26 protein-coding genes and 2 tRNA genes are annotated in these 26,918 nt (G+C 57.4%); 15 read left to right on the top strand and 13 right to left on the bottom strand.

Features of this window, described 5'->3' with window-relative positions; all coding sequences use genetic code 11:
- Positions 1-85: 85 nt before the first annotated feature.
- A complete protein-coding gene (locus ACTG1K_RS07370; protein WP_005335287.1) occupies positions 86-289 on the bottom strand; it encodes a YheV family putative zinc ribbon protein in 204 nt (67 codons plus the stop codon).
- A 39-nt stretch (positions 290-328) separates the two neighbouring features.
- Between ACTG1K_RS07370 and ACTG1K_RS07365 the strand changes: the two genes are divergently transcribed.
- From ACTG1K_RS07365 to ACTG1K_RS07355, 3 genes are all read left to right on the top strand, one after another.
- Positions 329-988: a hypothetical protein gene (locus ACTG1K_RS07365; protein WP_204382141.1), complete on the top strand. Its 660-nt coding sequence runs from the start codon at positions 329-331 to the stop codon at positions 986-988.
- 153 nt (positions 989-1,141) lie between these two features.
- Positions 1,142-2,041 (top strand): chemotaxis protein, encoded by a 900-nt coding sequence (locus ACTG1K_RS07360; protein WP_005335289.1) that lies wholly within the window; start codon positions 1,142-1,144, stop codon positions 2,039-2,041.
- Between the two features lie 66 nt (positions 2,042-2,107).
- Positions 2,108-3,094, top strand: a complete 987-nt coding sequence (locus ACTG1K_RS07355; RefSeq protein ID WP_440005022.1) for a hydrolase — start codon at positions 2,108-2,110, stop codon at positions 3,092-3,094.
- On the opposite strand, the gene ACTG1K_RS07350 is transcribed toward ACTG1K_RS07355, so the two are convergent.
- On the bottom strand, positions 3,073-4,176 hold the full coding sequence (locus ACTG1K_RS07350) for a GGDEF domain-containing protein (RefSeq protein WP_440006807.1): 1,104 nt from the start codon (positions 4,174-4,176) through the stop codon (positions 3,073-3,075). The two genes, ACTG1K_RS07355 and ACTG1K_RS07350, sit on opposite strands and share 22 nt — an antisense overlap.
- Positions 4,177-4,324: 148 nt before the next feature.
- Between ACTG1K_RS07350 and ACTG1K_RS07345 the strand changes: the two genes are divergently transcribed.
- The 3 genes from ACTG1K_RS07345 to ACTG1K_RS07335 are packed head-to-tail and all read left to right on the top strand — an operon-like array spanning position 4,325 to position 6,021.
- Positions 4,325-4,549: a YheU family protein gene (locus ACTG1K_RS07345; RefSeq protein WP_005335298.1), complete on the top strand. Its 225-nt coding sequence runs from the start codon at positions 4,325-4,327 to the stop codon at positions 4,547-4,549.
- 52 nt (positions 4,550-4,601) lie between these two features.
- Positions 4,602-5,471 carry a phosphoribulokinase gene (locus ACTG1K_RS07340; RefSeq protein WP_005335299.1) on the top strand — a complete coding sequence of 290 codons (870 nt, stop codon included), beginning with the start codon at positions 4,602-4,604 and terminating at the stop codon, positions 5,469-5,471.
- 16 nt (positions 5,472-5,487) lie between these two features.
- Positions 5,488-6,021 (top strand): DUF4136 domain-containing protein, encoded by a 534-nt coding sequence (locus ACTG1K_RS07335; protein ID WP_439964400.1) that lies wholly within the window; start codon positions 5,488-5,490, stop codon positions 6,019-6,021.
- 141 nt (positions 6,022-6,162) lie between these two features.
- On the opposite strand, the gene ACTG1K_RS07330 is transcribed toward ACTG1K_RS07335, so the two are convergent.
- Together ACTG1K_RS07330 and ACTG1K_RS07325 are read right to left on the bottom strand one after the other, a co-directional pair.
- Complete coding sequence (locus ACTG1K_RS07330; protein WP_040067985.1) at positions 6,163-6,459, bottom strand: MliC family protein; 297 nt, start codon at positions 6,457-6,459, stop codon at positions 6,163-6,165.
- 93 nt (positions 6,460-6,552) lie between these two features.
- Positions 6,553-6,957 (bottom strand): OsmC family protein, encoded by a 405-nt coding sequence (locus tag ACTG1K_RS07325; RefSeq protein ID WP_005362569.1) that lies wholly within the window; start codon positions 6,955-6,957, stop codon positions 6,553-6,555.
- Between the two features lie 300 nt (positions 6,958-7,257).
- Here ACTG1K_RS07325 and crp point away from each other — a divergent pair, with 300 nt between their 5' ends.
- The 4 genes from crp (at position 7,258) to ACTG1K_RS07305 (ending at position 11,083) form a co-directional block, all read left to right on the top strand.
- Positions 7,258-7,896 carry a cAMP-activated global transcriptional regulator CRP gene (gene crp, locus ACTG1K_RS07320; protein ID WP_005335304.1) on the top strand — a complete coding sequence of 213 codons (639 nt, stop codon included), beginning with the start codon at positions 7,258-7,260 and terminating at the stop codon, positions 7,894-7,896.
- A gap of 125 nt (positions 7,897-8,021) precedes the next feature.
- Entirely contained in the window at positions 8,022-8,822 is an 801-nt protein-coding gene (locus tag ACTG1K_RS07315; protein WP_120415518.1) for a putative RNA methyltransferase, read from the top strand.
- 347 nt (positions 8,823-9,169) lie between these two features.
- The gene (locus ACTG1K_RS07310; protein WP_440005021.1) at positions 9,170-10,273 is read left to right on the top strand and encodes a porin; all 1,104 of its coding nucleotides are present in this window, start codon (positions 9,170-9,172) and stop codon (positions 10,271-10,273) included.
- A gap of 174 nt (positions 10,274-10,447) precedes the next feature.
- Positions 10,448-11,083, top strand: coding sequence for a murein L,D-transpeptidase catalytic domain family protein (locus ACTG1K_RS07305; RefSeq protein ID WP_440005020.1), 636 nt, complete (start codon positions 10,448-10,450; stop codon positions 11,081-11,083).
- 77 nt (positions 11,084-11,160) lie between these two features.
- On the opposite strand, the gene ACTG1K_RS07300 is transcribed toward ACTG1K_RS07305, so the two are convergent.
- Positions 11,161-11,592, bottom strand: coding sequence for a universal stress protein (locus ACTG1K_RS07300; RefSeq protein WP_042060878.1), 432 nt, complete (start codon positions 11,590-11,592; stop codon positions 11,161-11,163).
- Between the two features lie 190 nt (positions 11,593-11,782).
- Between ACTG1K_RS07300 and ACTG1K_RS07295 the strand changes: the two genes are divergently transcribed.
- The gene (locus ACTG1K_RS07295) at positions 11,783-12,532 is read left to right on the top strand and encodes a substrate-binding periplasmic protein (protein ID WP_440005019.1); all 750 of its coding nucleotides are present in this window, start codon (positions 11,783-11,785) and stop codon (positions 12,530-12,532) included.
- A gap of 14 nt (positions 12,533-12,546) precedes the next feature.
- On the opposite strand, the gene ACTG1K_RS07290 is transcribed toward ACTG1K_RS07295, so the two are convergent.
- On the bottom strand, positions 12,547-12,999 hold the full coding sequence (locus ACTG1K_RS07290) for an RNA methyltransferase (RefSeq protein ID WP_440005018.1): 453 nt from the start codon (positions 12,997-12,999) through the stop codon (positions 12,547-12,549).
- A gap of 203 nt (positions 13,000-13,202) precedes the next feature.
- Between ACTG1K_RS07290 and ACTG1K_RS07285 the strand changes: the two genes are divergently transcribed.
- Positions 13,203-14,294: a PfkB family carbohydrate kinase gene (locus ACTG1K_RS07285; protein WP_440005017.1), complete on the top strand. Its 1,092-nt coding sequence runs from the start codon at positions 13,203-13,205 to the stop codon at positions 14,292-14,294.
- The gene (locus ACTG1K_RS07280) at positions 14,288-15,196 is read left to right on the top strand and encodes a pseudouridine-5'-phosphate glycosidase (RefSeq protein ID WP_440005016.1); all 909 of its coding nucleotides are present in this window, start codon (positions 14,288-14,290) and stop codon (positions 15,194-15,196) included. Before ACTG1K_RS07285 ends, ACTG1K_RS07280 begins: the two co-directional genes overlap by 7 nt.
- Positions 15,197-15,282: 86 nt before the next feature.
- On the opposite strand, the gene ACTG1K_RS07275 is transcribed toward ACTG1K_RS07280, so the two are convergent.
- The 4 genes from ACTG1K_RS07275 to ACTG1K_RS07260 form a co-directional block, all read right to left on the bottom strand.
- Positions 15,283-16,008, bottom strand: a complete 726-nt coding sequence (locus tag ACTG1K_RS07275; protein ID WP_440005015.1) for a carbonic anhydrase — start codon at positions 16,006-16,008, stop codon at positions 15,283-15,285.
- A 350-nt stretch (positions 16,009-16,358) separates the two neighbouring features.
- Positions 16,359-17,633 carry an alpha/beta fold hydrolase gene (locus tag ACTG1K_RS07270; protein ID WP_440005014.1) on the bottom strand — a complete coding sequence of 425 codons (1,275 nt, stop codon included), beginning with the start codon at positions 17,631-17,633 and terminating at the stop codon, positions 16,359-16,361.
- Positions 17,634-18,059: 426 nt separating this feature from the next.
- Positions 18,060-18,135, bottom strand: a tRNA-Asn gene (locus tag ACTG1K_RS07265).
- A gap of 4 nt (positions 18,136-18,139) precedes the next feature.
- Positions 18,140-18,215, bottom strand: a tRNA-Phe gene (locus ACTG1K_RS07260).
- Between the two features lie 264 nt (positions 18,216-18,479).
- On the opposite strand from ACTG1K_RS07260, the gene rraB reads away from it, so the two are divergent.
- On the top strand, positions 18,480-18,815 hold the full coding sequence (gene rraB / locus ACTG1K_RS07255) for a ribonuclease E inhibitor RraB (RefSeq protein ID WP_026034893.1): 336 nt from the start codon (positions 18,480-18,482) through the stop codon (positions 18,813-18,815).
- 63 nt (positions 18,816-18,878) lie between these two features.
- Here the strand turns inward: rraB and ACTG1K_RS07250 are convergent, their stop codons facing one another.
- Positions 18,879-20,834, bottom strand: coding sequence for a sensor domain-containing protein (locus ACTG1K_RS07250; RefSeq protein WP_440006805.1), 1,956 nt, complete (start codon positions 20,832-20,834; stop codon positions 18,879-18,881).
- 185 nt (positions 20,835-21,019) lie between these two features.
- Between ACTG1K_RS07250 and ACTG1K_RS07245 the strand changes: the two genes are divergently transcribed.
- Positions 21,020-21,514, top strand: coding sequence for a hypothetical protein (locus ACTG1K_RS07245; protein WP_005335330.1), 495 nt, complete (start codon positions 21,020-21,022; stop codon positions 21,512-21,514).
- A 73-nt stretch (positions 21,515-21,587) separates the two neighbouring features.
- On the opposite strand, the gene ACTG1K_RS07240 is transcribed toward ACTG1K_RS07245, so the two are convergent.
- A complete protein-coding gene (locus tag ACTG1K_RS07240) occupies positions 21,588-22,265 on the bottom strand; it encodes a type I secretion C-terminal target domain-containing protein (RefSeq protein ID WP_440005013.1) in 678 nt (225 codons plus the stop codon).
- A complete protein-coding gene (locus tag ACTG1K_RS07235; protein ID WP_440005012.1) occupies positions 22,198-26,721 on the bottom strand; it encodes a retention module-containing protein in 4,524 nt (1,507 codons plus the stop codon). Before ACTG1K_RS07235 ends, ACTG1K_RS07240 begins: the two co-directional genes overlap by 68 nt.
- Between the last annotated feature and the right edge of the window lie 197 nt (positions 26,722-26,918).

The raw sequence follows: 26,918 nt of genomic DNA, 5'->3' as shown, positions 1-26,918 counted from the left end.
CATATGGCGTGCGGCGCCACGGAGTGACGAAAAAAACGGCAACAGCGTCAGCAAAGAGACCCTCATTCCATCCGCCGTTCCCTTATCAGGGGCGAAACACCCCGATCACCTCTTCCGCTTCGCGAGTCTGCTTGTCGACCTCGGCAGGCGTTTGTACCTGGGTATCGCCACAGGCGACGCAGGTCACCTTCTCGACTCCATGCTCCAGATACAGCATCATGTTGTCCAATTTGCCGCACGCCGGGCAGACCGCACCGGCAATGAAGCGTTTTTTACGTCTGGTTTCCATATTTGTTACCTCCAGGCAGCATCATATCAGGGTTTTTACATGCATCACGCCATCGAGTATCACCATTTTTCCTGCCATGGCCTGCACGCCGGCAACCGCAAACGAACTCCGGTCGGGCAGTTGTTGCGGATCACCCGGGGCGCCGCGCTGCTGAGACTGGGCCAACATGAGCTGTTGCTGCCGGCAGGCAGCAGCTTCTGGCTCTGCGCCGATGCCCTCGCGGCCTTCAGCCCCCTCAGCGGTTGCGAGTACGATCAGCTGAATGTCTCTTTGCGCGTGGCTCAGCCGCAGCAGGCTGGCTGGCTGCAAGCCACTCCGCTGCTCGATGCCCTGCTCGACTCTCTGGCTCTGTGGCAACGTCCGAAAGAGTGGCAAGGGGCCTACGGTCAGCGACTGCAGGTGATCCTGGATGAGCTGCAACAGTGTGCCATCAGCCAGCAGGGTCACGGTGAGCTGCAAGCCTGCTGGCAAGCACTGGCCAATGGCCAACAGGAGTCTCTGCAACAGTGGGCACAACAAGCCGATGCGCCGGTGGAAGGGACTGCATTGCAACAACAGTGGCAACTGCTGCAGGCGCTCAGATTGCTCAAGGGCGGCAGCAAGCCCGCGCAGGTGGCCAGCAAGCTGGGTTATGCCGATGAGGCCGCATTGCAAGCGGCCTGCCAGCAGTGGGGCGTTGGCGAGGATGGAGATCAATAACCGGACGCCGGTGTGAATGCGCGAACTAAATTGGCTGAATGAGTCCAGTTTTTTGCCAGATGGTCGTTAACAAGGAAGGGCCATTCACCCCGTAATCCTTTATGCTAGAGGCCTGAAGTGACTGCCAACGTTTCGACCAACAGGACATCTGCCATGACGAGCAAAGCCAATCAATCCCAGGGCATGTTGCTGTTTCACCTTTCAGCCAAACAATCCTTTGCCATCGGTACCCTCAAGGTGAAGGAGATAGTGCCCTACACCCAGCTGACGGCAATGCCCCACTCGCACCCGACCGTGTTGGGGGCCGCCAATATGCGCGGCTCCACCATTCCGGTGATCGACATGGCGATGGCGGTGGGCTATCGCCCCATTAGCAAGGAGGAGATGCCCCACTGCTTCATCATCATTACCGACTGCCGCCGCACCCTGGTGGGCTTTCTGGTACGGGGCATCGATAAAATCACCGAGTGCAACTGGCGCGATATCGAATCGCCCCCCGCCTCCCTCGGCCACAATGTCTTCGTAACCGGTGTGACCCGGGTCAATGACCAGCTGATCCAGCTGCTGGATGTTGAGCTGATCCTCTCCCGGGTCTATCCGGACGATCCGAGCCACCTCTATCCGGTACTGACCGATGTGCAGCGGGAACGGATCAAGCCGATGCGGATCCTGCTGGTCGATGACTCTTCGGTCGCTCGCCGTCAGCTGATGGCCGCGCTGGACTACATCAATATCCCCTATGAGGTCTGCACCAATGGCAAGGATGCACTGACCCTGATGCAGACGCGGGCGAGCCAGAAGACCCCGATCGACATTCTGGTGAGCGATATCGAGATGCCGGGACTTGATGGCTACGAGCTGGCCTTCGAGGTGCAGAGCGATAGCAAACTGGCGGGGGCCTACATCATCCTGCACACTTCGCTCTCCAGCGAGATCAGTGTGGAGCGGGCCCATCAGGTGGGAGCCCATGAGGCGCTGACCAAGTTCGAGGCCAACGAGCTGATCCAGGCCATGCTGCGCGGCGCCGAACATCACGATCGCCTGCTGAAATAAGCCAATGACTGGCGGGAGGAACACGCCTCCCGTCCTCCTTATCTTCGACCCAGACCGACTGACCCCATGCTGACCGAGAGCCACTTCCACGCCCCCTGGTGGGCACGCAATCCTCATCTGCAGACCATATTGCCCAAATGGCTGCGCCGCACCCCTGCCCGTTTTGTGGCGGAGCGGTTTGAACTGCAGGATGGGGACTTTGTCGACCTCGCCTGGAGCGGGGAAGTCAGCCTTGATGAACGGCCGCTGATAGTGGTGTTTCACGGGCTGGAGGGAAGCATTCACTCCCACTATGCCAAGGGATTGTTCGCCCACCTGCAGCAAGAGGGCAGAGAGGCTGTGCTGATGCACTTTCGCGGTTGCAGCGGTGAGCCCAATCGCCACCTGCAGGCCTATCACTCCGGCGCCATCGGTGATGCGCAGGAGCTGATTGCCGAGCTGAGCCAGCGCTTCCCGGGCAAACCACTGATCGCCATCGGCTTTTCACTGGGTGGCAATATGCTGGTCAATCTGCTGGCGCGGGGCTGTCCTGCGGCATTGAAAGCGGCGGTGGTGGTCTCGGCCCCGCTGCAACTGGCGAGCTGCGCCGAGCGGGTCAATCAGGGCTTCTCGAAGGTCTATCAGAACTATCTGCTGCGCACCATGCGCCGCAACCTGCTCAGCAAAATCAGCCAGCAGCAGAAAGCGAGTGAACGCTGGCAACCTCGACAAGTGGAGCAGATTGCCACCCTGCGCGATTTTGACGAGCTGGTTACCGCGCCGCTGCACGGCTTTCACAGCGCCAGCCACTACTACCAGAGCTGCTCCGGACTACCGCTGCTGGCTCAGATTCCAATCCCTACCCTTATCCTGCACGCCGCCGACGATCCCTTTATGTCACACGCGGTCATTCCCCGGCCGGAGCAACTCTCGCCCACGGTGCGCTATGAGTTGAGCCAGCGTGGCGGCCATGTCGGCTTTCTGCACGGCACGCCCTGGCGGCCACGGTTTTGGCTGGATGAGCGGATCAGTCACTGGATTACCGAACAGAGTCACTCCGCAACACAGAACTGATTGCGTCCCGACTCCTTGGCCCGATAGAGCGCCTGATCGGCCCGCTCCAGCAACTGGCTCGCCCCTTCGCCGGAGACATTGCTGGCAATCCCCTGACTCACCGTCACCCAGGGGGCAACATCGGACGCCAGATGCTCCAGCCGCAGGCTGGCCAAGCCATCTTGCAGCCGCTGCGCCACGCTGGCCGCCGCCTGACGGTCGGTATTGGGCAGCAGCAGCACAAACTCCTCTCCGCCATAGCGGGCAACCAGATCAGATGGCGTGCGTACCGCACGGTTGAGCGCTTGTGCCACCTCCTTGAGACACATATCCCCCACCTGATGGCCGTAGTGGTCGTTGAAGCGCTTGAAATAGTCCACATCGATCAGAATGAGCGATAGCGGAGCGCCGCTCTCCTGGCTATGGGCCAACGCGCGATCCAGCTCGATATTGAAATGCCGCCGGTTGGCGACACCGGTCAGAGGATCTTGCTTGGCGAGCTGATCAAGTTGGCGCAGCAGCGTCAGATTTTCATGCTCCCGCATGATCGCCAACTCAAACCAGCGGTGCAGCATGCGGCGGCCGACCTCCAGCGCAATCACGCCAAACAACACGCCAAGCAGGTAGATCTGGGGAAAATCGACGCGTAAAAAGAGTTCCAACCCCACTCCCACCGTCATCGGGCCCAAGAGATAGCCATAAAACACCTTGCGATCGGGATAAAACGCGATGAGCGCAGCCAGCAGGTTGAGCCGCATGATCCCGTTGGCATAGCTGACCCCTCCCCGCAGCTCCACCTGACCAATCGTATAGATATGCAGCGTCCAGAGTCCGCCCCATAACACCATCACCAGCGCAGCCATCCGTAACCAGAGGCGATCCTGCAGATGGTCACAAAACAGGCTGACAACAGGTAGCAGCAATAGCACCACCATGACCAGGGCCAACTCACTCTGAAAGCGCCAGGGCAAGCTGTCATCACTGGCGAGCCCGACCTGGCTGTAAACCTCGTAGCGTATCGAAAGAAACAATACCACCAGCCAGTTCAACAACCAGAACCACACCATGCCTCGGGCAATCGCCTCTCGACGTGCGCTGTCCAGATGCTCAGTCAGGGTTAACGGCGCGCTGCGCTGCGCTGCGCTTCAGACAACATCTCTCAGACTCCGGTGAAAAGGTAAAAAGTGATTGCATTCGCGGGATTCAACACAACAATAGCCTGACGATCACCTCTTTTGCTGTGAGACCTTTATGATCATTCCCTGGCAAGAACTGGACGGCGACACCCTGACCAACCTGATCGAACACTTTGTGTTGCAGGAGGGAACCGAATATGGAGAGCAGGATGTACCGCTTGGCGTCAAAGTCGATGCAGTGAGAGAACAATTACAGCAAGGCAAAGCTGTCATCGTCTATAGCGAGCTGCACGAATCGGTGAATATCGTGATGAAAGACCGCTTCATCGAGCAGTCTTGACCCAACCGCAATCCGGACCTTATAACGGAATTCCCAAGGAAGAGAGAATCCCATGTCGGCCAAGCACCCCATTATTGCTGTTACCGGTTCGTCCGGTGCCGGCACCTCCACCTCCACCAACGCCTTTCGCTCCATGTTCCATCAACTGGGATATACCGCGGCTGTGGTGGAAGGTGACAGTTTTCACCGCTACACCCGACCGGAAATGGATGTAGCGATCCGCAAGGCGCGCGAGCAGGGGCGTCATATCAGCTATTTTGGCCCTGAGGCCAATGACTTCGGCCTGCTGGAGAGCTTTTTTCAGGGCTATGGGCAGGATGGCAATGGCCAGTATCGCCGCTACCTGCACAGCTTTGACGAGGCGGTGCCCTTCAACCAGATGCCCGGCACCTTCACCCCCTGGCAGCATCTGCCCAGCAATACAGATCTGCTGTTTTATGAAGGGCTGCACGGCGGTGTGGTCACCGAGGATCACAATGTGGCGCGCCACGTGGATTTTCTGATCGGCGTAGTGCCCATCGTCAACCTGGAGTGGATCCAGAAGCTCATTCGCGATACTTCGGAGCGAGGGCATTCCCGCGAGGCGGTGACCGACTCCATCGTTCGCTCCATGGATGACTACATCAACTTCATCACCCCGCAGTTCTCGCGCACCCATATCAACTTCCAACGGGTGCCGACGGTGGATACCTCCAACCCCTTCAGCGCCAAGGTGATCCCGAGTCTGGACGAGAGTATGCTGGTGATCCGGTTTCGCGGTATCAAGCAGGTGGATTTCCCCTACCTGCTGTCGATGATCGACGGCTCATTCATGTCGCGGATGAACACCATAGTGGTGCCGGGCGGCAAGATGGGCTTTGCGATGGAGCTGATCCTGCGCCCGCTCATCCAGCAATTGATCGAAACCGGCAAAATAACCTGATTCAAAGGAGTTCACGATGCGGCTTGCTTATCTCTCTGTGGCACTGCTCGCCCAGCTTGGCGGTTGCAGCAGCGGGCCGGCGGCCCCCACGCTGGAGTCCGGCACCATGCTGGTTCGTCCGATGGGCAACTGGACCTATGGTGCAACCCCGCGCTACGCCCTGGCCGAACAGTATCAATTTGCCGGTGAGTTGGCGGAAGGGTGGCTGGAGCCGATGCAGCAGGCGGTAAGCCGGGAGCTCAATGGCAAGGGGTGGCAGAGTGCACCGCTTGACGAGGCGGATCTGTGGGTCGCCATCGGCGTCGCGGGCGGCAAGGATATGAGTGACGGCGAGATTTTCGCCCGTCTTGGCATGACGCCCGGGGTATATGCCTCGGCCAACCAGCGCAAAGGGTCGCTGGCCATCGTGCTGCTCGATCGCAAAACCCAGAAAGCGGTCTGGAGCAGCATCATCCAGCTGACCAGCGATGTAAGCATTGCAGACAGCCAGCGTCAGGCTCTCAGCCAGCAGCTCGCGGCCGAGCTACTCAATCGCGTCCCCACCAACTAGCGCTTGTTTAGTGATAACGGATGGATAGAAAAACGGCTTGCCTCCCGGTAAGCCGTTTTTTGTGGTCTCAACCTCTTGACCCAATCCGGCCTAGGCCAGACCCGGGTATAAAGCCGCACACCTTCAGCTATCTGTGGTCACTTATTTAAGTGTACAGGTCAGCAGTGTGACCCCTTTCTGAGTGAGGAGGGCCTGTTTGTCCTGATTCCAGAAGGTGGTGACGCTGTCGGAATATTTGGCGCCAGATTCAGACTCAACGCGCGCCAGCTTGTGGTAAACCCCGGCATAGGGGAACTGCACCATGTCAGCCTGGGCATCATAGGTAACGGCCAGCATCTCTTCGCCACACTGGTATTGGCTGTATTGATACTGGGTAGGTTGCGGGCTGCTGCACGCCGCTAGGCCCAAAAGGGGAAGCAGAGCGATCAATTTTTTCATTGCACTTTCCTTATGTAATGGCTTTATGTCATGGCCTTGTGCAGTGGCCTTACGTAACGGCCTTATGCCAGGGTACCAACGAAACTGTCGTTATCAAGCTTCAACAATTTGATAACTATGGGTAATTTGTACCGCTTTTTCCAACATCAGGGAAACAGAACAGTATTTTTCCATCGACAGATCGACCGCTCTGGCCACCTGCTTCTCCGCCAATCCCTTGCCCGTCACCACGAAGTGCAGATTAATCTTCTCGAAAACCCGGGGCACGCTATCGACTCGTTCGCCACTGACATCGACATGGCATGCGGTCACCGACTGGCGCGCTTTTTCGAGGATGGAGACCACATCAATGGAGCTGCAGCCACCGACCGCCAGCAGGATCATCTCCATCGGGCTGGCCCCCTCACCGGGGTTGGCACCATCCAGGATCACCTTGTGACCGGATTCACTCTCACCCACAAACTTCATCCCTTCCACCCAGCTGACCTTGGCTTTCATCTCGCACTCTCTCCTGTTAATCATGATGATGGATCCCTAGCATAACCCAGTCGCTTATCTCTGCCGAACAGGGGGAGTTGGGATGGAAATAGATCAAAATCAACATCTCCGACCTCTATCTTCCCTAGAATGGCCGAAGCGGCGCAGCAGGCATTACTCAAAGGGCTCTGTCAAAAGCCCGCAAAGCCTTGTCAGCACAGGCAAAGGCTCTTATCCTACTGCGACCAATACAAGGAATGGCAAGATTGGCAGCTTGCCCGGACGCACAAGTCCATAAAAAGACACTACAGAGGAATTCTCATGGTCATTGGCAAACCGCAAAGCGATCCCACCCTGGAATGGTTCTTGTCGCACTGCCACATTCATAAGTATCCCGCCAAGAGCACCCTGATCCATGCGGGTGAAAAAGCGGAGACCCTCTACTACATCGTCAAGGGCACTGTGGCCGTCTTGATCAAGGACGATGAGGGCAAAGAGATGATCCTCTCCTATCTGAACCAGGGTGATTTCCTGGGCGAGATGGGGATGTTCGAGGAGAACGAGAACCCCGAGCGCTCCGCCTGGGTTCGCGCGAAAGGCTCTTGCGAAGTGGCAGAGATCTCCTACAAGAAGTTCCGCCAGCTGATCCAGGTCAACCCGGACATTCTGATGCGTCTCTCTGGCCAGATGGCCAAGCGCCTGCAACACACCAGCCAGAAAGTGGGTAACCTCGCCTTCCTGGATGTGACCGGCCGGATCGCCCAGACCCTGCTCAACCTGGCCAAACAGCCGGATGCCATGACCCACCCGGATGGCATGCAGATCAAGATCACCCGTCAGGAGATCGGCCAGATCGTCGGCTGCTCTCGTGAAACCGTGGGCCGCATCCTGAAGATGCTGGAAGAGCAGGAGCTCATCTCTGCCCACGGCAAGACCATTGTGGTATTTGGCACTCGCTGATGACCCGTCCGCAGGCCTGACTGAGGCCTTGGGATAAAAAAGGCTGCTACGGCAGCCTTTTTTGATCCTCTCCCCTATAATCCCGAACGCCCTTCACTGTTCCGGCATTCGCCCAGAGAGTTACTATGCACCTTCAATGTCCCCGCTGCCGCAGTCCGCTCCATCTTCATGAAGCCTCCCAGGGGCGCTATTGCGACAACAAGCATCACTTCGATCCGGCACCGGAAGGTTATCTGGATCTCATCCCCGGCAAGAAAAACCCCAAAGACAGCGACAGCCGTGCCCTGATGCGCGCCAAGCACCATTTCCTGGAAGCCGGCCACCAATTGCCGCTGGTTGAGGCCATGGCCGGCCTGCTCGCTCCGCTGGCCCCACAAGAGCTGATCCATCTTGGGTGCGGTGAAGGCTACTACTGCCGCGCGCTGGCAGAGCGCCTGCCCGGCTGGCAGTTTGCCGGGGTTGATATCGCCAAGAACACCATCTTTGCCGCCAAAAAAGCGCAGCCGGACGGCCAGTTTGTCATTGCCGATCCCGCTCGCGCGCCGTTGCAACCGGGTTCTGCTCAGGTGCTGCTGGTCAACGATCTCAAGGTCAAGACCGAGCAGCTGGTCAGCTGGCTGGCCCCCGGTGGCTATCTGCTCTATCTGCAGCCAGGCCCGCGCCATCAGTGGCAATTGCGGGTCAGCCTCAATCCGGTGAGCATGGAACACCCCCTCAGCTGGCCAACCCTCGGCGGTCTCAATCCGATGGCTCAACAGCGCTGCCAGTTCAGCCTCACCATGGATCAGGCCATGCGCAGCTTTATTCTGGAGACCAGCCGTCTTGGCTGGCGGGCAACCGGTGAGCAGCGTCACGCTTTCGCTCAACAGGGCCCGAATGAACTGGAACAGGATCTGCTGCTGACCCTGTGGCAAAAGCCCCTCTGATCACTGGGGGGAGCCTTGCAAGGCTCCCCCCCCCCCCCCGTTTTTCCCGCCCCGCCCCATTCTCCCCTGCGTGATCTAGCTCACAACTTGAGCCATCGACCTTGTTGCTCAGAACAGCCTTGATGTCAAAAAAGTCACTAGAAAATAATTCATTGAATTTAATCTCTTTTTATCTTGTCAAAAACCGTCACACCCAGTCTTGATAACGACCTCGTCACCTCAATTAAACAACGATGGATTCAGGCCCAGTCAAGGTTGGGACGCCTACCGTGTGGCTATCGGACCATTTCCGATTTCACAGAACCGACAACAAGTTCGGAAGTGTTTACATCAGAGGAATAACGCATATGAAGAAGTCTGCACTGACTATTGCCATCTCCAGCCTGCTGCTGGCGAGCGGCGCCCATGCTGCTACCGTTTACAACCAGAACGATACCAAGCTGGAAATCGGCGGCCGTGCACAAGGTGCTTACTACGGCACTGACAACAACGGTGCCGAAGGTGACCAGAGCTACTTCCGTCTGCACGTTGCTGGCGAGACCAAGATTGCTCCCGAGATGAAGGCGTTCGGCTTTGCCGAGTACAACCTGCCGACTTCCGGTTCTGACAACGACGAGCTGCGTTATGCCTATGCCGGCATCAAGCACGACCGTTTCGGCGCATTCAGCTATGGTCGTCAGGATGGTCTGTTCACCAAGGCCGTCAACAACTATACCGACGTGCTGCCCGAGTGGGGCGGTGACGGCCTGGGTAAAGGTACCGAAGTATTTGGTACCGGTCGTACCAATTCCGTGGCCAAATACATGTTCAATCAGGATGGTCTGACCCTGGGTGCTCAGTTCACCGGCAAAAATGACCCGCAGAACTCCGGTCGTTCCGACACCACCGTCGAACTGGCTAATGGCGATAAAGACACCTGGAACAAGAAAGGTTCCGATGAAGGCTTTGCTGTCGCGGCCTCCTATGACTTCGATATGGGTCTGGGCCTGTCCGCTGCCTACAACCAGGCTGGCAAGACCGATGGTCAAGGCAAATATGCCGCCTTCGGTGGCGACAACGATGCCAAACTGTACGGCTTCGGTGTCAAATATTCCGCCGGTGACCTCTACCTGGCCGCCACCTATGCACACAGTGAAGATCATATCTTCGTGAAGGGCGGTTACGCCGAGAAGAGCGATGGTTACGAAGCCGTAGCCCAGTACACCATCGGCAAGTTCAAGCCGTCTCTGGCTTACGTGCGTAATGACGTGAAGAACGACACCAACGGCGTCAAGTTCGATGACACCCTGACCGAGTACGTCTCTATCGGTGCTTGGTACAACATCACCAAGAACTTCAATGCCTATGTGGATTACCAGCTGAACCTGTTGGACGATGATACTAACAGCACCAGCAAGCTGGGTCGCAACACTGACGACACTGTCGCTGTTGCTCTGCAGTACAACTTCTAAGTAATTGGAAGTCAGTTATACCCTGTGAAACCAATGTCTACTGTTTGAATTACTTCCGGCCGCTCTGCGGCCGGTTTTTTTATTGCGCCTTTTCAGCACCTTGCATATAACTATCGAGCGAATTGATGGCAATCTCCGCGCCATTGGCAGGGAGTGACAAGGAGATATTCACGGATGAGACAAGTACGCGGACAGATAGAGTGGCAATGCGGGTGGCTGCTGTTGCCACTGCTGTTGATATCGCTCATCTGGAGCAGCTCGGCAGATGCCAGCGGGGATCAGAACCTTTATCGCCAGCTGGGCCTGGCAGGCAAGCTGGATAAACAGACATTTCGTCAGGCACTCAACAGTTATCAAACCGTGCGCCACAAACGCAAAGCCATTCTCACCATCATCGATTACAGCAAGCCATCCACCCAGCGCAGGCTGTTTGTCATCGACTTGAAACGTCACAAGCTGCTCTATCACACCTGGGTCAGCCATGGCCGCAACTCCGGCGAACTGGCCGCAGAGCGTTTCTCCAACCAGCTCAACTCCCGCCAAAGCTCCCTCGGTGTCTACCGCACCGCTGAAACCTATCTGGGCAAGCATGGCTACTCCCTGCGGCTGGACGGACTCAGCCTCGGCAAGAACAGCAATGCCCGCAAACGCGCCATTGTGATGCATGGCGCCACTTATGCCAGCCCGACCCATCTGCGCAAATATGACAAGCTGGGCCGCAGCTGGGGTTGCCCGGCCCTGCCCAAGGAGCAGGCCAGAGCCATCATAGATACCATCAAGGGGGGCAGCGTCATCTATGCCCACGGCTAGCGGGCACAGCAGCAGAAAACGCAAGGCCAGCAATCGCTGGCCTTGTTTGTTACGCTTTTCACGCTAAACGGGGCGCGTTATTGGCGCACCACCAGTACCGGGCAGGGTGCATGACGCACCACAGACTCGGCGACACTGCCTACCAGCAGATGGCTGATGCCGGAGCGGCCGTGACTGCCCATCACGATCAGCTCCACCTCATCATCCTTGGCTTGAATCACGATCTCGTCAGCAGCGCGGCCAAAGCGAATATCAAAGGTGGCAGGGATCGGCAGCGTCGCCACCAGCTCTTTGAGCTGGGCTTTGGCCTGACGCTCCATCTCGTGGGTGATCTCGACTGCCGTCATATGCAGGATTTTGTAGCTGTCAAAACCGTGCAGTTGATCGACCACGTGGATCAGCTTGAGCTGGGCCTGATGGCTCTGCGCCATGAATACGGCATAGTCGAGTACCGCACGGGACATTTGGGAAAAATCGACCGGACAGAGCAGAGTCTTGATCGATGGCATAATGCAGTCTCCTCTCCTGATTGGGGTACTATTGAATCTTTTCATCATCATAACAACCCGACCGAAAATAACCCTCGACCCTGTCGCAAAATGGAGATGCGAGATTTTTTCTACGTCCTGTCACGATCAATGCCATGGTATAAAGTAGGGTATCCGTTTTCCCTTTGCTCCAACGAGACCAGCGCTGACCATGTTACGCATCTGTCTGTTACTCTGTTGTTTGTGCACGGTGGTTAATTGCCGGGCAGATTCTATTGAGGTTTATTGCGATGACTGGCCAGGCTTTTGCCAACAAGATGGCAAAGGCATTTATCTCGATCTGGTTCGCGCCATCTACCAACCCCACGGTTATCAGGTAACCCCCCATATCGTGCCCTATAAACGCGCTCTCGCTGTGATTGCCAAAAAAGGAGGCGATATGGCGATGGGGGTATACCGCGATGAAGTCACCGGTGTCCGACAACCTCGCTATCCCGCATCAGCAGATGACCTGACCGTGTTCATGCTCAAAAAATGGCAGCTTCAGTGGCAGGGGGAAAAAAGCCTGGAAGGGCAAAAAGTGATATGGCGGCGAGGCTGGGCATTCGACAAGTACATTCACGTCACCATGCAGTGGCATGAGATTGACAGCGATGAGATGGCCTTGCAACTGCTAGATAAAGAGCGCTATCGCTATTACCTGACTGCCGGCGTGCTCTATGCGAGTGAGGTTCCCTCCAACCTGCATCGCACCTTCCTGCGCTGGATCCGAACCTATCCGATCTTTGCCGACACCCCCCAGGGCAACCGGATGTTGCAGCTCTGGGATAAGGGAATGATTGAGCTGATCCGCAGTGGCGATCTGGCAGAGATCTATAAACGCTATCAGCTCTATGACTACTATCAGGGTTTTATCAAAGAGCTGGAGCAGAAAGTAGCTGCCAGCCCTGCAGCTGGATGATAGCGTTTCGCTAATTACGCTCCCCTCATTGCCTTGGCCAAGCGGTCATAGAGGATCACATTGACCGAGGCGGCCAGATTCATGCAGCCCTGAGTCGGCACATAGACCACATCTTTCACCGCCCCGTAGAGGGCGGGATCGAGCGTGCCATCCTCCGGCCCGAAGATATAAAAAGCGCGTTCCGGATGGACATAGTCGGGAAGCGGCGTCGCGCCATCGATCAGATCGACCACCACGGGCACGCATCCCTGCGGGATAAACGCCATCAGGTCATCAACCCCGAGCAACGGGATCTTCTCCACCATCTGCTTGGTATCGGTGGCAAAACGGCGCGCCAGCTCGAAACGGTTGCCGGTGTAGTAAACCTCATCCACCCCGTAGCAACCCGCAGCCCGCATCACGGAGCCGACATTTTCCGGAGACTTGGGATTGACCAGCCCCACACAGCAGAATGCACTCTTTTCCATCATCTCTCCTCATCTTGCAGCGGCCATTATAAGCCGTTGCAGGGCCACCGACCCGTTAAAAGTCCCCTCCCCGGATTAACCGCTTACCAACCCATCTTCAATGTCGATTTTTTGTGCGCAAGCCGACAAATTTTGTACAAGCCGATAGCCAGCAAACGTTTCCCAGCAATAATAGACAAACGTTTGCAAATGGATGTTTGTCTATGACTGAGCGTGAACAAGAGATCCTCGCCCTGCTGCGTCAGGATCCCATGATTGCCCAGCAGGAGCTGGCCGATTGCCTCGGCATTAGCCGCTCCGCGCTGGCCAGCCACATCTCAAGCCTGATCCGGCAGGGGTATGTGCAAGGCAGAGGTTATGTACTGCGAGAGGGTCCCTACGTGGTGGTGATCGGCGGGGCCAATATGGATATCTGCGGCACCAGCCACGACAACCTGCTGCTCGGCGACTCCAATCCTGGCAAGGTGCGCACCTCGGCCGGTGGTGTTGGCCGCAATATCGCCGAGAATCTGGCGCGGCTCGGCAGTGATACCCGGCTGCTGACCGCAGTCGGCAACGACCAGTATGGCCACCATCTATTGGAAGTGAGCCAGCGGGCTGGCGTCGATGTGCGCCAGACTCTGGTGCTCGATGGCCACACTACCTCCTGTTATCTCAGCCTGCATGATGGTAGCGGCGAAATGAGCTGTGCCATCAACGACATGGCAATCATAGAGCAGCTCACGCCTGCCCGCCTGACACCCCTCACAGGCTTTCTCGGCGGTGCCCAGCTTTGGGTGCTCGACACCAATCTGGCCATCCACACCCTCGACTGGCTGTTTGAACGGCAAGGTGATCACGCCATCTTTGTCGATACCGTTTCGGTGGCCAAGGTGGAGAAGATCCGCCCCTGGCTCGGCAAGATCCACACCCTCAAACCCAATCGCAGCGAAGCCGAGCAGCTGTGCGGCATGACCATCGCCGGGCCCGAAACCTGGCCCATGGTGGCTGCCTGGTTCCACCGCGCCGGGGTCAAGCGACTGTTCCTCAGTCTGGGTGAACAGGGGATCTTCTACAGCGACGGCGAGCAGCAGGGCCACCTGCCGGTGCTGGGCAGTCCGGTGCTCAACGTCACCGGCGGCGGGGACGCATTTATGGCTGGTCTCGCCCACGCCTGGCTGCAACAGCTCGACATTGCCCAAACCACCCGCTTTGCCCTGGGCTGCGCCGCCCTCACCGTCAATTGTTCCGATACCGTTTTTTCCGGTCTCTGCAAGACCGCCGTTGACCGCATACTGGAGGAGTACTCATGCTGAACGCTTACCTCGATATCCAACCGGAAGTGGCTGCCGCACTGGCCGCTGGCAAACCGGTGGTCGCCCTCGAATCCACCATCATCTCCCACGGCATGCCCTATCCGCAGAACGTGGAGACGGCCCGTCAGGTTGAACAGGTGGTGCGTGATAACGGCGCAATTCCGGCCACCATCGCCATCCTCGACGGCCGCCTCAAGGTGGGTCTGGATGCCGGTGCGCTGGAAGCGCTCGGCCGGGCAGGCCACAGCGTGACCAAGTGCAGCCGCCGCGACATTCCGTTCGTACTGGCGCGCAAGGGAATGGGAGCCACCACGGTCGCCTCCACCATGATCATCGCCGCCATGGCGAGGATCCGGGTCTTTGCCACCGGTGGCATTGGCGGGGTACATCGCGGCGCGCAGGAGACCTTCGATATCTCAGCCGATCTGCAGGAGCTGGCACAAACGCCGGTGGCCGTAGTCTGTGCGGGGGCCAAGTCGATCCTCGATATCGGGCTGACGCTGGAATATCTGGAGACGCAAGGAGTGCCGGTGATCGGCTATCAGACCGAAGAGCTGCCCGCCTTCTACACCCGCGAGAGCGGCTTCAAGGTCGATTATCGCCTCGATACTCCGGCGGCCATCGCCGAGGCGCTTAGCCTCAAGTGGGAGCTGGGACTGGCAGGCGGCGCCGTGGTGGCCAACCCCATCCCGACCGCACACGCCATGCCGAAAGCCGATATCGACGCAGCCATTGCCCAAGCGCTCCATGAAGCGGACGAGCAGGGGATCAAGGGCAAGGCGTCTACCCCCTTCCTGCTGGCCCGCGTCTGCGAGCTGACCGGTGGCAACTCGCTCGCCGCCAACATCCAGCTGGTGCTGAACAACGCGGCGCTCGGCGCCCGCATCGCCGCCAGCCTGTGATCGCTCGCCGATACCTCGCTATGTAAAAGAGGGCCTCGCGGCCCTCTTGTTGTTTTTGCTATCTGCAGCGCTATTGCAACTCTGTGTTATTGCAGCACCACGCGCCCATTGAGCGGTTGCACCGGCCGGTTGTTGGGGTGGTGCATCACCACCTTGAAGGCGTCGATCTGGGCCTGACTGACCTCGACCGGCTGCTTCATCACCAGCCAGCGCACTCCTTCCGAGCAGGGAGGCGTAGTAAGGGAACCGCTGAAGCGATAGTAGTCACGATTCTCGGGCAGCAGTTGCTCAGCAGAGAGCGGCGCATTGAGGGCCTGGGTCTCCCCCACCTTGGCAGGTAGTTCACCCCAGGCAGCCGCCAGCGCCGGATTGGCCTTGCCAGCCTCGAACATCACCGCCACCACGGCGATCTCTCCCTTGTCACTGACGTGCACCAGATGCCCTTCCAGCGGATAGGATTTACCCTCGATGAGGTTTTCGCTCGGGGCGTGGAAGTGGAACTGCTTGAGCTCAAACCTGGTGCCATCGAGTTGCAAAGTGCTGCCCGGGGCATAACCGACCTGCACGGTATGACCGTTGTTGACCACTGTGTTGCCACCCGCCTGATAGTGGAGTACCAGCGGGGCCAGTTTGGCCTCGACCAATCCGCTCAGGTCAACCGGCGACTGATTGCTGCCCGCACACTGGCCAAACTCAGGGGTCAGCTTGGCCCAGTGGGCAGGCCCCGCCTCACCGCTATATTCCCAATGGGGGGTGGCAGCAAACACGACAGGGCACAGCAACAGGGAGCAGGCCAACAGAGACTTTCTCATCATACATCCTTATCTTGATTGAAAAGCACGACCATCGCCTCCCCCGGATTGCGGGGCATGCAGAGATGGCATATCTGATACGCGGGATACAGAACATCAGAGCGACTTTCTAATGGTAACGAGCACGGGTTGGTCAATCGGTTTGACCGCGGCTCAATACAGAGTCGTTTGGCAAGTATATGGTGAGGGATCGACAGAGACAGTGAAAGAGGGGGAAATTAATCAGCCTGCTATCCACTCATCGTCTGGCGGATACGGGTCAAGGTTCAGGGTGTCACGCTTTCATAACAACCATCCATCACAACCATCGCGGGAGTCCGGGCTCTCGCGATGGTTGACGATAACGGCAATTAACGGTCGCGATTCAACGCGATCAGACGATCAAGAATCGCTTCACCATCGGCACGCAAACCGTTGTGCTCATACTCATTGGTGATCCAGGCGCGACTGTTGCCAAGGCCACGCAGGGTTTCGCGACTGTAGTCAAACTCCACATACATATCCTCGGCATAGACGGCGCAGGCTACCGGCACCTGGTTGCGGGCCAGCTGGGCCGGGTCATAGAGCGCCCCCCAGTCCGCCTTGTTGGCCAGCAGATGGGCCGCCTCTTTCAGGGGCAGTAACTCGCGGAACTGCTCGAACATCCAGGGGTAAACCATCTCGCCGGTGAAGGCGAAATCCTTGCCGGGTGCCCAGTTCACCGCCGGGAATTCCACTCTGACCCGATCCGCCGCCCAGCGAGTCGCCTTCCCTTCGGCGTAGATAGCCTCGTGCAGGATGGCAAACAGCGGGTTGGTGTTGAATGGCTGCATGCTCTGCACCTGATAGAGAAAGGCCGGGCTCAGCTTGTCGCCGATAAAGGCCTCTTCCAGCAGATAGTAGAGCTCCTCGAAGGCACCCGTGGCGCCGAGATCCAGCCCTTGCTGCTGGAACTGCTCCACCGTCAGGCGCTGGCCGTTGGGCAGCCGCACATCGTGCTGGTACAGATGGTTGGCCAGCCGGTTGGCAATCCCCTGAGCGTGGGGGAAGCGGGCGAAGAAGGCGCGGTTCTTGTCAGCAACCCGCTGATAGGTGGCGTGGTAAACCTCCTCGGCACTGCGGCCGATCGGCGCGATGCCGCCGGTAATATAGACCTCCCGCAGACTGTCGGGGAAAAGCGAGAGATAGGTCAGACAACAAAAACCGCCAAAACTTTGCCCCAGCAGGCTCCAGCGATGCTTGGGGCTCAGCTCCTGCCGGATGAACTCGGCATCTTGTACTATGCTGTCGGCGCGAAAATGGCTGAGATAATCCGCCTGCTCGGCGGGCGTCATGTTGGCCAGACTATGCCCGTGGATGGGGCTCGACATCCCGGTGCCACGCTGATCCAGCAACAGCACTCTGTACTCCTGCAAGGCCCGCTTGAGCCAACCACTGTTAGCCGTCGGGCGCGGCGCCCCGAATCCCGGCCCCCCTTGCAGAAACAGCAGCCAGGGCAGCTCCTCATCGAGCTTTTCTTTGCGGCAGAGGGTTCGGGCAAACAGGGTAATGCTGTCACCATCCGGCTCATCATGATCGAGGGGAACGGTAAAAAAGTGCGGCTCGCAATGAATGCCGTCCAGTACATAGCTCAAGGGGCTGTTCATCTGGGATCTCTCCGTCAGGATGGGAACATCATTGACCCCATCATATCCCCGCCCTGCCCCGGGGTCACTCCGGTCTTCCAAAATGTTAACAATGGCTTAAAGGTCGAAACATCACCAGACAAGGAGCTCTTCAACGGTGCTGAATTAATTGTTTTGCGGGGGAGATTGACGACATGGCCCCATTCAACAAAGATGGCTCGCCTGCACAGGAGTGCAGCCATTCAGGCCGACAAAATGGATAAGGGAATGTGATGAAACCGAAGTGGATCAGGGCCAGAAAAAGAGAGAAGAAGCCATGCCCTGGCAGCATGTTGCAGACCGGAATGCTGCTGTTCAGTGCCACCTGTGGCGCGACGCTCTTTCTGGCCGCATGCAACAGCAACTAGAAATGAAAAAGCCCGCTCGATTGAGCGGGCTTTTCGAATTTGGCTCCTCCTACTGGACTTGAACCAGTGACATACGGATTAACAGTCCGCCGTTCTACCGACTGAACTAAGGAGGAATTGTGGTGCCCAGAGACGGAATCGAACCGCCGACACGGGGATTTTCAATCCCCTGCTCTACCGACTGAGCTATCTGGGCAACGGCGCGCATTAAACCCTTTCCAGCGCAGAGTGTCAACCATGATGGCACGATAAAAAGCGCGTTCGCTCAACAACCGAACGAAGCGGCCATTTATTATCCATTTCAGTCCTGTTTGTCGTACTTGCTGGCCTCTAACCCCCTGCAGGCTGCGCCAACATGATGGAAATTCGAGGTTCAGTGGGTCCGCCGCATTGAGCCGAATCCACTCTGCGAGTATGCTTTGCCGCAATGATACCGCCTGGAGGCAACATGAGTCTGAATATGCAAGAGTGGCGTGATGAGACCACCGAGATCGTCAACGAACTGCTGGCCGATGGCAGCAATCCCGATGCGGATTACGACATCGAGCACCACTTCGCCTGCCAGGATTTCGACCGTCTGGAAAAAGCAGCGGTTGACCTGTTCAAGGCCGGTTTTGAAGTGACCGATGCCGAAGAGATGGAGCTGGATGACGGCGCCACCATCTTCTGCTTCGATGCCACCATCGAGTGCAAACTGAATGTCGAAGCGATCGTCGCCGATATCGCCAAGATGCTACCCATCCTGGAAAAATACGGGGTGGATTACGATGGCTGGGGCACCTACTTCCAGGATTGATCCTGCCTCCATCGTAAAACAACAAGGCCACCTTGCGGTGGCCTTGTTGTTTCTGACGATCTTTCACGCCAGATAGCTGGCAGCAAACTCCGCCGGCGGCAGTGGGCGACTGAACAGATAGCCCTGTAGCCGATCACACCCCGCCTCGGTCAGCCACAGCTGCTGCTCGGGCGTTTCCACCCCTTCGGCAGTGATCCGGATCCCGAGCTCATGGCCCAACCCGATGACTGAACGCACGATAGCGGTGGTCGCGCTATTGCTGGCCAACCCCTGAGTGAAGCTGCGATCCAGCTTGAGGGTCGCCACCTGCAAACGCGGCAGATAGGCCAGCGAACAGTAACCGGTACCAAAGTCGTCGATGGCCAGCTGAAAACCGGCGGCAATCAGGTTGTCGAGGTTGGTCTCAATCTCGTCGGCGTTCTCCATCAGTACCCCTTCGGTGATCTCCAGCTCCAGTTGACTGGCCTTGAGACCATGGCGAGCGATGCAGGCTGAGACCCGCTCACAGAGCGCCGGATCACGGAACTGCAGCGGCGAGAGGTTGATGGAGAGCACCATATCCGGCTGCGCAGTTTGCCACTGCGCCAGCTGGGCACAGCCCTGCTCCAGCATCAACTGACCCAGTTGACCGATGATCCCCATCTCTTCCGCCAACGGAATGAATTCGTCGGGGGAGATCATCCCAAGCTCGGGATGGGGCCAGCGACAGAGCAGCTCGGCGCCATGCAGCCGGTGAGTGCGGGTACAGATGATGGGCTGATAGACGGCAACCAGCTGGGCGGACTTGATAGCGAGCGGCAACTGGGCGGCGATCAGCTGACGCCGCTTGAGCCGAGCATGCAGCTCGGGATCAAACAGGGTGCAGTACTGTTGCTGCCGTTTGCCCTGCGCCAGCGCAGCCTCGGCATGACTGAGCAACCGCTCGGCATCGCTTGCCCGCCCCTGGGCCAGCCCCAGAAACACCGGGATCTGGATGCGATGATCTTCCACCTGATAGTGCTCCATCAACTGCTGCTGCAGATGCTGGCTCCACCCCTGCAATGGCTCGTTGAAGTCGGGTAACAACAGGCTGAAGTCATCGGCAGCGACCCGACAGAGCAGGGAACGCGGCGGTACCAACTGCTGCAACCGCTTGGCCACCTGGCTCAGCAAGCGGTCGGCAATCCGGATCCCGAAGCGATCGTTGATCTCACGAAAATGGTGCAGATCGACCAGCACCAATGTGGCACTGCGTCCCCCAAGATGGCGGCTGGTCTGCAAGAACCGGGAGAGTTTGAGCAGTCCGGTCAGACTGTCGTAGTGCTGCTCCTGCTGCAACTGCGCCTGAGTGGTGCGCAGGCCGGTGATGTCACGCCCCAGCGTCAGGATCCCGAGAGAATGACCATCACCATCGGGGACATCGACCCGGGTGATCTCCATGTGTCGCCCCTGCCCGCTGGCATCCAGCAGACAACACTCGCCGTGGCCCATCCCCTGCGGTGCCGCCAACCGGAACGGTAGCTGCTGACCCAGCACCTCATCCGCCCCCAGGCCGATAAAGTCGAGAAACGCCTGATTGCACTCCAGCAACACCCCGTTGTGATCATCGAAACGGATCAGATCAGGAATGGCATCGAGCAGAAAACGCTGCAACAACTGCTGCTTTTTGACCGTCTGTTCCAGGCTTTTGCGCTGGGCAATCTCGTTAACCACGCCGAACACTGCGCAAGCTTCCCCCTGCGGAGTGTAAAGAGGCACCTTGTGCACCTCCATCCAGCAGGTATTCCCGCCCCGGTTGCAATGAAGCTGCTGATACAGCATCGGCACGCCTCCGGCAAGCAGCTGCTCATCCTCACTGCGAAAGAGATCGCCCCATGGCATCTCTGCATCTATCTTGCCGACTACCTCGGCAGGCGACTCCAGCTTGGCTTCACGGGCGAACTCACGATTGGCGAACAGGTAACGCCCATGACTATCTCGACAGAAGATACTCATTGGCAATTGGTCGATGATCTGCTGCAGCAGATCCGGGGTGAGCATGTTGGTCACAGGGGCGCTTATGGAGGAATTTCGAGCAAATCTATGATAGCAAACCAATTTTGTAAAGCACCCCGATCACCTCCCCATAACACCGAACACTGGATGGTTGCTGACAGAGATTGTCGCTCCGGCGATAATAGGCGCCGGTTGGCCAATGGCCTGGTGATATGGACGAGAGAAACAAGATGAAAAAGATTATGGGGAGCGCATTGGCGCTGCTGCTGGTTGGTTGTGCTGGTGACAATAACGGCGGTGAGGAGTATCGCTACAACCCGCCAATTGCCAAGGCAACCAACAACACTCAGGAAATGGCGATCCCGGTGGATCTGGTGTGGGCTCGCGCCGAGAAGTGGTTCACCGATCACGGCCTCACCATCGAAAACAGCCAGCGTGGCTCCGGCCTGATGACCGCCAACGTCAACCAGTCAGCCGACGGGCTGGAGTGGCTGGACTGCGGCACCATGGGTTCCAAAGTTGCACTGGGCAACCCGAACCTGCAGATCAACCTGATCATCACCCAGAGCGGCAACAGCAGCGTGGCCACCGTCAACGTCAAGGGCAACACCGAACTGTTCTTCGTTGAATCCTCAGGCGAGCGCGTACCGGCCCCGTCCATCAAGCCGGTCTGTGTCTCCCGCGGTACCCTGGAGCAGAGCCTGTTCGCCACCCTCGGCAACTGATTTCGCTTCCCTGCAAAGATAAAAAAAGCGGCAGATTGCTCTGCCGCTTTTGCTTTTCTACTGTTTGCTCGTTTTAGCCATGAGGCTTGTCGATCTCCAGCATATTGTTCAACAACATATAGTCGATGACCTGGCTGGCTTGGCTCTTATCCGTATATGTATTGCCTGTCAGTGAGGCAAAAGAGTGCCCTTCCAATACAATTGTTTGCATCAAATTATGTTGAGAAGTGTCGTCTCTTACTTCCAAACGAACCTTACCGCTCTCTTCAAAGATGGAGAGCAGCCCTTTCAGAGATGCCTCGCTCTTGCTTCCATCAGAATCAAGCAGGTCACTCAGGTCAATGACATCCTTCTGATTCAAGTCGACGGTATTATTGGCCGTCTTGTTAAAATCAGTAATGACATCAGTGGCTGGATTGTTGGCACTGGCATCCCCTTTGTTCCACACGAAGATATCGGTCCCTTCCCCACCAGTCAGGATATCGTTACCCAAACCGCCGCTCAGAATATCGTTCCCGGCACCACCATCCAGCTTGTCGCTGCCAGTTCCGCCATAAAGGATATCCTTGCCATCATTCCCATAGAGCTCATCGTTGCCACCTTGGCCGAACAGGATATCGTCACCAAGACCACCGTACAGCTTGTCGTTACCACCTCGGGTGTCTTGTGGTTGAACCAGCTCTTCATGATGAGTCACAATATAGTTGTAAATCGCCACCTCGCTGGGCGCACTGCCTTCCTTGAGCGTCAAGAACGCCTTGAGACCATCCAGACCTTGTCCATCGACCCAATCCGCAGGCTTGGCCGGATACCATCGCCCCCCATGGCAGGTGATCGGTGTTGATGCTGTCGCCAAACAGGATGTCATTACCCTCACCACCGAGCACGTTATCACTCCCCACCTCTGCAGGTGTATTGGTCACCGATCCCTTGGTTAACACGGCTTCCAGCTGATGAGCCTGGGTGATGATGTCTACCTCGCCGATCGGGAAATAAAGGGTCTTGGTGGCTTGGTCTCTCACATAGATAAGTGTGTCACGGTCAGACCCACTCTCCTTAAGTGAGAATGCAATACGATACATCCCCTCACCTAACAGAGGACTATTGATATCCCCCTTGACCTCCGACACATCACTCGCCCGCACCCAGCTCCCATTATCCCAGCGCTCAAACCAATAGCTGGCCTTGTCTCCCCAATTGATCCGGGAGTCGACACCCAGTTTGAAACTCGCCTGTTCACCTTCGAGCACCTGTAGCGTCGGCGTGTAGTGGACCGTCTCTTTCTGACCTCTTGGGTCTTTGTTGTCGGTCAATTTGAACCAACCTGGCATGTAATCGCGGCCACCATTGCCGTTCATGTCCCAACCATAGAATAAATCGGCTGTTACCGATTCTTTGCTGCCCCCAAGGCCCAGCGTTCCTGTGTTATCGAAGAACTCCAGCGTATCCTGCTTGACGGCGGTGCCGATGCCGATAGCCCTGACACTGCTCTGGTCAGACAGGGTCGCAAACTCTCTCAGTGCATCACTCATGCTGCTCGTCGGCTCCCCGTCGGTAAGGAAGAAAGTCTGATTCTCGAACACCTTCCCCGAACCAGCGCCAGGCGACGTATTAAACCATTTGGATGCCTCGCGGAAGGCATCGTCATAATCGGTACCACCGCCGGCCACCAATTTGCCAATCTCATTCTGCAAGCTGGTCAATTTGGCCAGATTGAGATCGGGGATCTCCAGTAGGCTAGTGGCATCGCTGTTGAACCCTATCAACTTGATGTTCACAGTCCCATCATGCACGGCCAGCTGAGCAACCAGCTTTTGCAGGGCCTCGATTACTAGCGACATCTTCGATGGGTTGCCACTCATCGCCGTACGGCCATCCAGCCCTTCTGACATGCTGCCGGAGGTATCGATAACCAATGCAATGTTGTAGTTCTTGCCAGGAGTCACATTGCTCTTCATTCCACCAATGTCCCCCACGAGAACGTCATCACCGGCCCCTCCCTCGACCCGGTTATCACTATTGGGGTTGTCCGCAGCCTTACCGAAGAAGCCAAGTTCCAGCGTGGTGCTGACTGGTTCTCCCACTGTGTGACCACTGCTGCTGTACTCCTGCGAGCCAGCAATCACAGTCAACTTCAATGTTGGGGAGCCCACCGGCAGTTCGAGTTGCAGCGAGGCCTTACCCTCTGCGTCAAGCGCCGACGCTGGCAGAACCCAGCTACCATCGGCCTGCTTGCTACCTTGTGACAGGGTGGCGCCATCCGGCAGCCCCTTAATCAACACATTGGTGAATCGCTCACTACCATCTGAGTCAATCAGATCAACGTCGATGTTCAGCTTGACGAGGTCCGCCGACTTCACCAGCGTACCGTTCTCAAACTGGTACTTGCCATCGCTCAGGTAGACAGTTTCCACGCTGTAGAAATCATGCATAGCAGGCTTACCCGTCACGGGATCCCGATATTCCAGTCGGAAATCAAACGAATCCGAGGGGCCAGGTGTAACCAACTTGAGCTGGCCCATGCTTCCCGGCAAATAGGCGGTATCTTGCCCTGCATCACCGTAGTAGGCGGTTGTTGCCTTCAGGCTTTGAGAGATCAGCTTGTCATTGCCGTCCCCGCCGATCAGAGTGATAGAGGCACTGGAAATCTTCCCGCCCATCAACACATCGTTGCCGGCTCCCCCCATGAGATAATCCTGCACACTCGCGCCACCAATGATGGTGTCATCACCCTCACCGCCATTAGCCAAGAAGGCAGTTCCGCTCCCAAACTTGATGATATCGTTACCACCATTGCCATCCACCCACTGCCCGCCGTGGCCAACCAGATAATCGTTACCGCTTGTCGCATTCATATCGGGTTGCTTGCCAGCAATCAGATTCTCTGCCGCAGTCACAAGCTCTGCCCCCAAACCACCGCCAGGAAGCAACGCCGCCTTGAGCTGCACACCATCGCAGACAGGTTTGATATCGATCACGAACTTGCCAGCTGAACTGTCACTCTGGCCATCGGTCACAGTAAAATCGAAGGCGGCATAATCAGGCTGACGATTGCCCAACTCACCACCATCCTGCGTTTGAGAAACTGAGTTACTGGCCTCATGCGGATCAGGCAGGAACTGCAGATTGCCCGCGACGATTTCGGCTTGGGAAATTGTCAGCCCGACAGCCAACAGCTCCGGCGTCACGACAGAGCCATTGAACAGCAACTTCCCGTCTGCCGGCAGCGAGGTGATCTTGATCGATAGCTGCGTCGCAGGTGTATCAGCATCGCTTGCCTTGAAGTCGCTCCACTTCAAAGTAAGCGGCATATCTTCTTCTCCATGGGCATAACCACCCGAGGTAGTAGGGGCAGCCAGAACAAGAGCTGTGTCACTGCCAGGCAGGGACTCGTTGCCCGCCTTGTCTGTCTGAGTGGCACTCACACTCAGTGACTTGCCATCCGCCGGGGTAGTCTCGGTCCAGCTGATGGTGCCGTTGTCATAGGTAAAGCCAGTCGCCGGCTGGCCATTGGCCAGCTGCAGCACCCCGCTCACCAGCTTCAGCTCGACGGTGCTGGTGACATCGCCATTGCTGATGGTCAGACTCACTTTGCCACCCGCGGTCAGCTCGGTGTGATTGACCTCGGCCTTCACCTGTACGCCCTCACCACCACCAATGATCTCATCTTTGCTCAGCAGGCCGTCATCCGGAGTGCTGTCATCCACGATGGTCACTTTCGGCGTACCAGTCGCAGTCACATCGACGCTGCCGTCGTCCGTCGCCTTGCCGGTGTTACCCGCCGGGTCGGTCACGCTGGCATCCGCCTTGTAGCTACCTTCCGCCAGCGGTTTGGTCACATCCACGCTGTAGTTGCCATCCTTGTCGACGGTTGCCGTCAGCGTCTGCTTGTCACCCTTGGCATCAGTCACCACGATGGTAACAGTGCTACCTTCTGCCGCATCAGTCTTGCCTGTGATTGTCGGGGTGGTGTCGTTGGTATTGTCCGGCGCATTCACGCTGATGGTCGGCGCCGTGACATCCACGATCGCCGTGTCACTGCCAGGCAGGGACTCGTTGCCCGCCTTGTCTGTCTGAGTGGCACTCACACTCAGTGACTTGCCATCCGCCGGGGTAGTCTCGGTCCAGCTGATGGTGCCGTTGTCATAGGTAAAGCCAGTCGCCGGCTGGCCATTGGCCAGCTGCAGCACCCCGCTCACCAGCTTCAGCTCGACGGTGCTGGTGACATCGCCATTGCTGATGGTCAGACTCACTTTGCCACCCGCGGTCAGCTCGGTGTGATTGACCTCGGCCTTCACCTGTACGCCCTCACCACCACCAATGATCTCATCTTTGCTCAGCAGGCCGTCATCCGGAGTGCTGTCATCCACGATGGTCACTTTCGGCGCACCAGTCGCAGTCACATCGACGCTGCCGTCGTCCGTCGCCGTTCCGGTATTCCCCGCAGGATCTGTCACTGTGGCTGTTACGGTATAAGAGCCTTCAGCCAAAGGGGTCACCACATCCACGGTGAAGGTACCGCTGGGTGTGACAATCGCGGTCAGGGTTTGTTGATTACCGTTTGCATCGGTGACCAGCAAGGTCACAGTGCTGCCAACGGGAGCATCCGTAGTTCCGGTCAGGGTCGGAGTGGTGTCATTGGTGTTATCTGGCGCAACTACGGAAATGGTGGGCGGGGTCAGGTCAAATACTTCATCTTCGCCAGCAGCACCAAGCGGTAGTTCACCATTGGCGTTGTAGGTGGTATCGAAGGTGGCTTCAGCAATGGTTGCGGAACCGGTACGGTCGATGGTGACAAAACCGCCGTTACCACTGGCACCGGCGACGCCCCCAATACCGCCACCACCGGCAGCAGGTGCACCGCCTGCGGCAGAGGCTTCAAAGGCCTGGGTCGGGTCCGCGCCGCCCAAGATCGCCTGTTGCAGGGCATTAATATCATCAGGAGTACCTGCAGCGCCGTTTTGCGCCAGCTGGGGAGCATCTCCCTCTTCGGCAGGCTCACTCTGTTCGCTGGCTGGTTGCACATTGAACGACTGTCCACCGCCCATGAAACTGGCGCCATCCGGCGACATGATCACCGCCCCTTTCGGCAGCACATCACCTTCAGCCAACAGCTTCCGGCTGCCATCAGCGGCAACCAGATAAATTTGTCCTTTAAGTTGGGTTACGGTTATGCCCTGTTCCAAGGTAACGGCATTGGTGATCATGTTCTCTCCTGAATCCTGATTTGAATGCAATAAGCCACAGCCTACTTTGCAGACTGAGGGGAAAAATAACCAGCTCGAAAATTCGAAAGGATAGACCGATTTGAGGCTGAACTGTTCAGCCAGACAGAAGTGTGTAAAACGAGGTTGCGATAATGGTAAAAACCAAAATTATCAATAAATTACAGAATGATGACGAG

The sequence above is a fragment of the Aeromonas sp. 102P genome (assembly GCF_051920345.1).
Lineage (GTDB): Bacteria > Pseudomonadota > Gammaproteobacteria > Enterobacterales > Aeromonadaceae > Aeromonas > Aeromonas veronii.
This window is presented reverse-complemented; position numbering and strand designations above follow the sequence as displayed.

Excerpts from the sequence above, each read along its gene's own strand:
- ACTG1K_RS07370 (WP_005335287.1), bottom strand. The coding sequence starts at position 289 with ATGGAAACCAGACGTAAAAAACGCTTCATTGCCGGTGCGGTCTGCCCG.
- ACTG1K_RS07365 (WP_204382141.1), top strand. The coding sequence starts at position 329 with ATGCATCACGCCATCGAGTATCACCATTTTTCCTGCCATGGCCTGCAC.
- ACTG1K_RS07360 (WP_005335289.1), top strand. The coding sequence starts at position 1,142 with ATGACGAGCAAAGCCAATCAATCCCAGGGCATGTTGCTGTTTCACCTT.
- ACTG1K_RS07355 (WP_440005022.1), top strand. The coding sequence starts at position 2,108 with ATGCTGACCGAGAGCCACTTCCACGCCCCCTGGTGGGCACGCAATCCT.
- ACTG1K_RS07345 (WP_005335298.1), top strand. The coding sequence starts at position 4,325 with ATGATCATTCCCTGGCAAGAACTGGACGGCGACACCCTGACCAACCTG.
- ACTG1K_RS07340 (WP_005335299.1), top strand. The coding sequence starts at position 4,602 with ATGTCGGCCAAGCACCCCATTATTGCTGTTACCGGTTCGTCCGGTGCC.
- ACTG1K_RS07335 (WP_439964400.1), top strand. The coding sequence starts at position 5,488 with ATGCGGCTTGCTTATCTCTCTGTGGCACTGCTCGCCCAGCTTGGCGGT.
- ACTG1K_RS07330 (WP_040067985.1), bottom strand. The coding sequence starts at position 6,459 with ATGAAAAAATTGATCGCTCTGCTTCCCCTTTTGGGCCTAGCGGCGTGC.
- ACTG1K_RS07325 (WP_005362569.1), bottom strand. The coding sequence starts at position 6,957 with ATGAAAGCCAAGGTCAGCTGGGTGGAAGGGATGAAGTTTGTGGGTGAG.
- crp (WP_005335304.1), top strand. The coding sequence starts at position 7,258 with ATGGTCATTGGCAAACCGCAAAGCGATCCCACCCTGGAATGGTTCTTG.
- ACTG1K_RS07315 (WP_120415518.1), top strand. The coding sequence starts at position 8,022 with ATGCACCTTCAATGTCCCCGCTGCCGCAGTCCGCTCCATCTTCATGAA.
- ACTG1K_RS07310 (WP_440005021.1), top strand. The coding sequence starts at position 9,170 with ATGAAGAAGTCTGCACTGACTATTGCCATCTCCAGCCTGCTGCTGGCG.
- ACTG1K_RS07305 (WP_440005020.1), top strand. The coding sequence starts at position 10,448 with ATGAGACAAGTACGCGGACAGATAGAGTGGCAATGCGGGTGGCTGCTG.
- ACTG1K_RS07300 (WP_042060878.1), bottom strand. The coding sequence starts at position 11,592 with ATGCCATCGATCAAGACTCTGCTCTGTCCGGTCGATTTTTCCCAAATG.
- ACTG1K_RS07295 (WP_440005019.1), top strand. The coding sequence starts at position 11,783 with ATGTTACGCATCTGTCTGTTACTCTGTTGTTTGTGCACGGTGGTTAAT.
- ACTG1K_RS07290 (WP_440005018.1), bottom strand. The coding sequence starts at position 12,999 with ATGGAAAAGAGTGCATTCTGCTGTGTGGGGCTGGTCAATCCCAAGTCT.
- ACTG1K_RS07285 (WP_440005017.1), top strand. The coding sequence starts at position 13,203 with ATGACTGAGCGTGAACAAGAGATCCTCGCCCTGCTGCGTCAGGATCCC.
- ACTG1K_RS07280 (WP_440005016.1), top strand. The coding sequence starts at position 14,288 with ATGCTGAACGCTTACCTCGATATCCAACCGGAAGTGGCTGCCGCACTG.
- ACTG1K_RS07275 (WP_440005015.1), bottom strand. The coding sequence starts at position 16,008 with ATGAGAAAGTCTCTGTTGGCCTGCTCCCTGTTGCTGTGCCCTGTCGTG.
- ACTG1K_RS07270 (WP_440005014.1), bottom strand. The coding sequence starts at position 17,633 with ATGAACAGCCCCTTGAGCTATGTACTGGACGGCATTCATTGCGAGCCG.
- rraB (WP_026034893.1), top strand. The coding sequence starts at position 18,480 with ATGCAAGAGTGGCGTGATGAGACCACCGAGATCGTCAACGAACTGCTG.
- ACTG1K_RS07250 (WP_440006805.1), bottom strand. The coding sequence starts at position 20,834 with ATGCTCACCCCGGATCTGCTGCAGCAGATCATCGACCAATTGCCAATG.
- ACTG1K_RS07245 (WP_005335330.1), top strand. The coding sequence starts at position 21,020 with ATGAAAAAGATTATGGGGAGCGCATTGGCGCTGCTGCTGGTTGGTTGT.
- ACTG1K_RS07235 (WP_440005012.1), bottom strand. The coding sequence starts at position 26,721 with ATGATCACCAATGCCGTTACCTTGGAACAGGGCATAACCGTAACCCAA.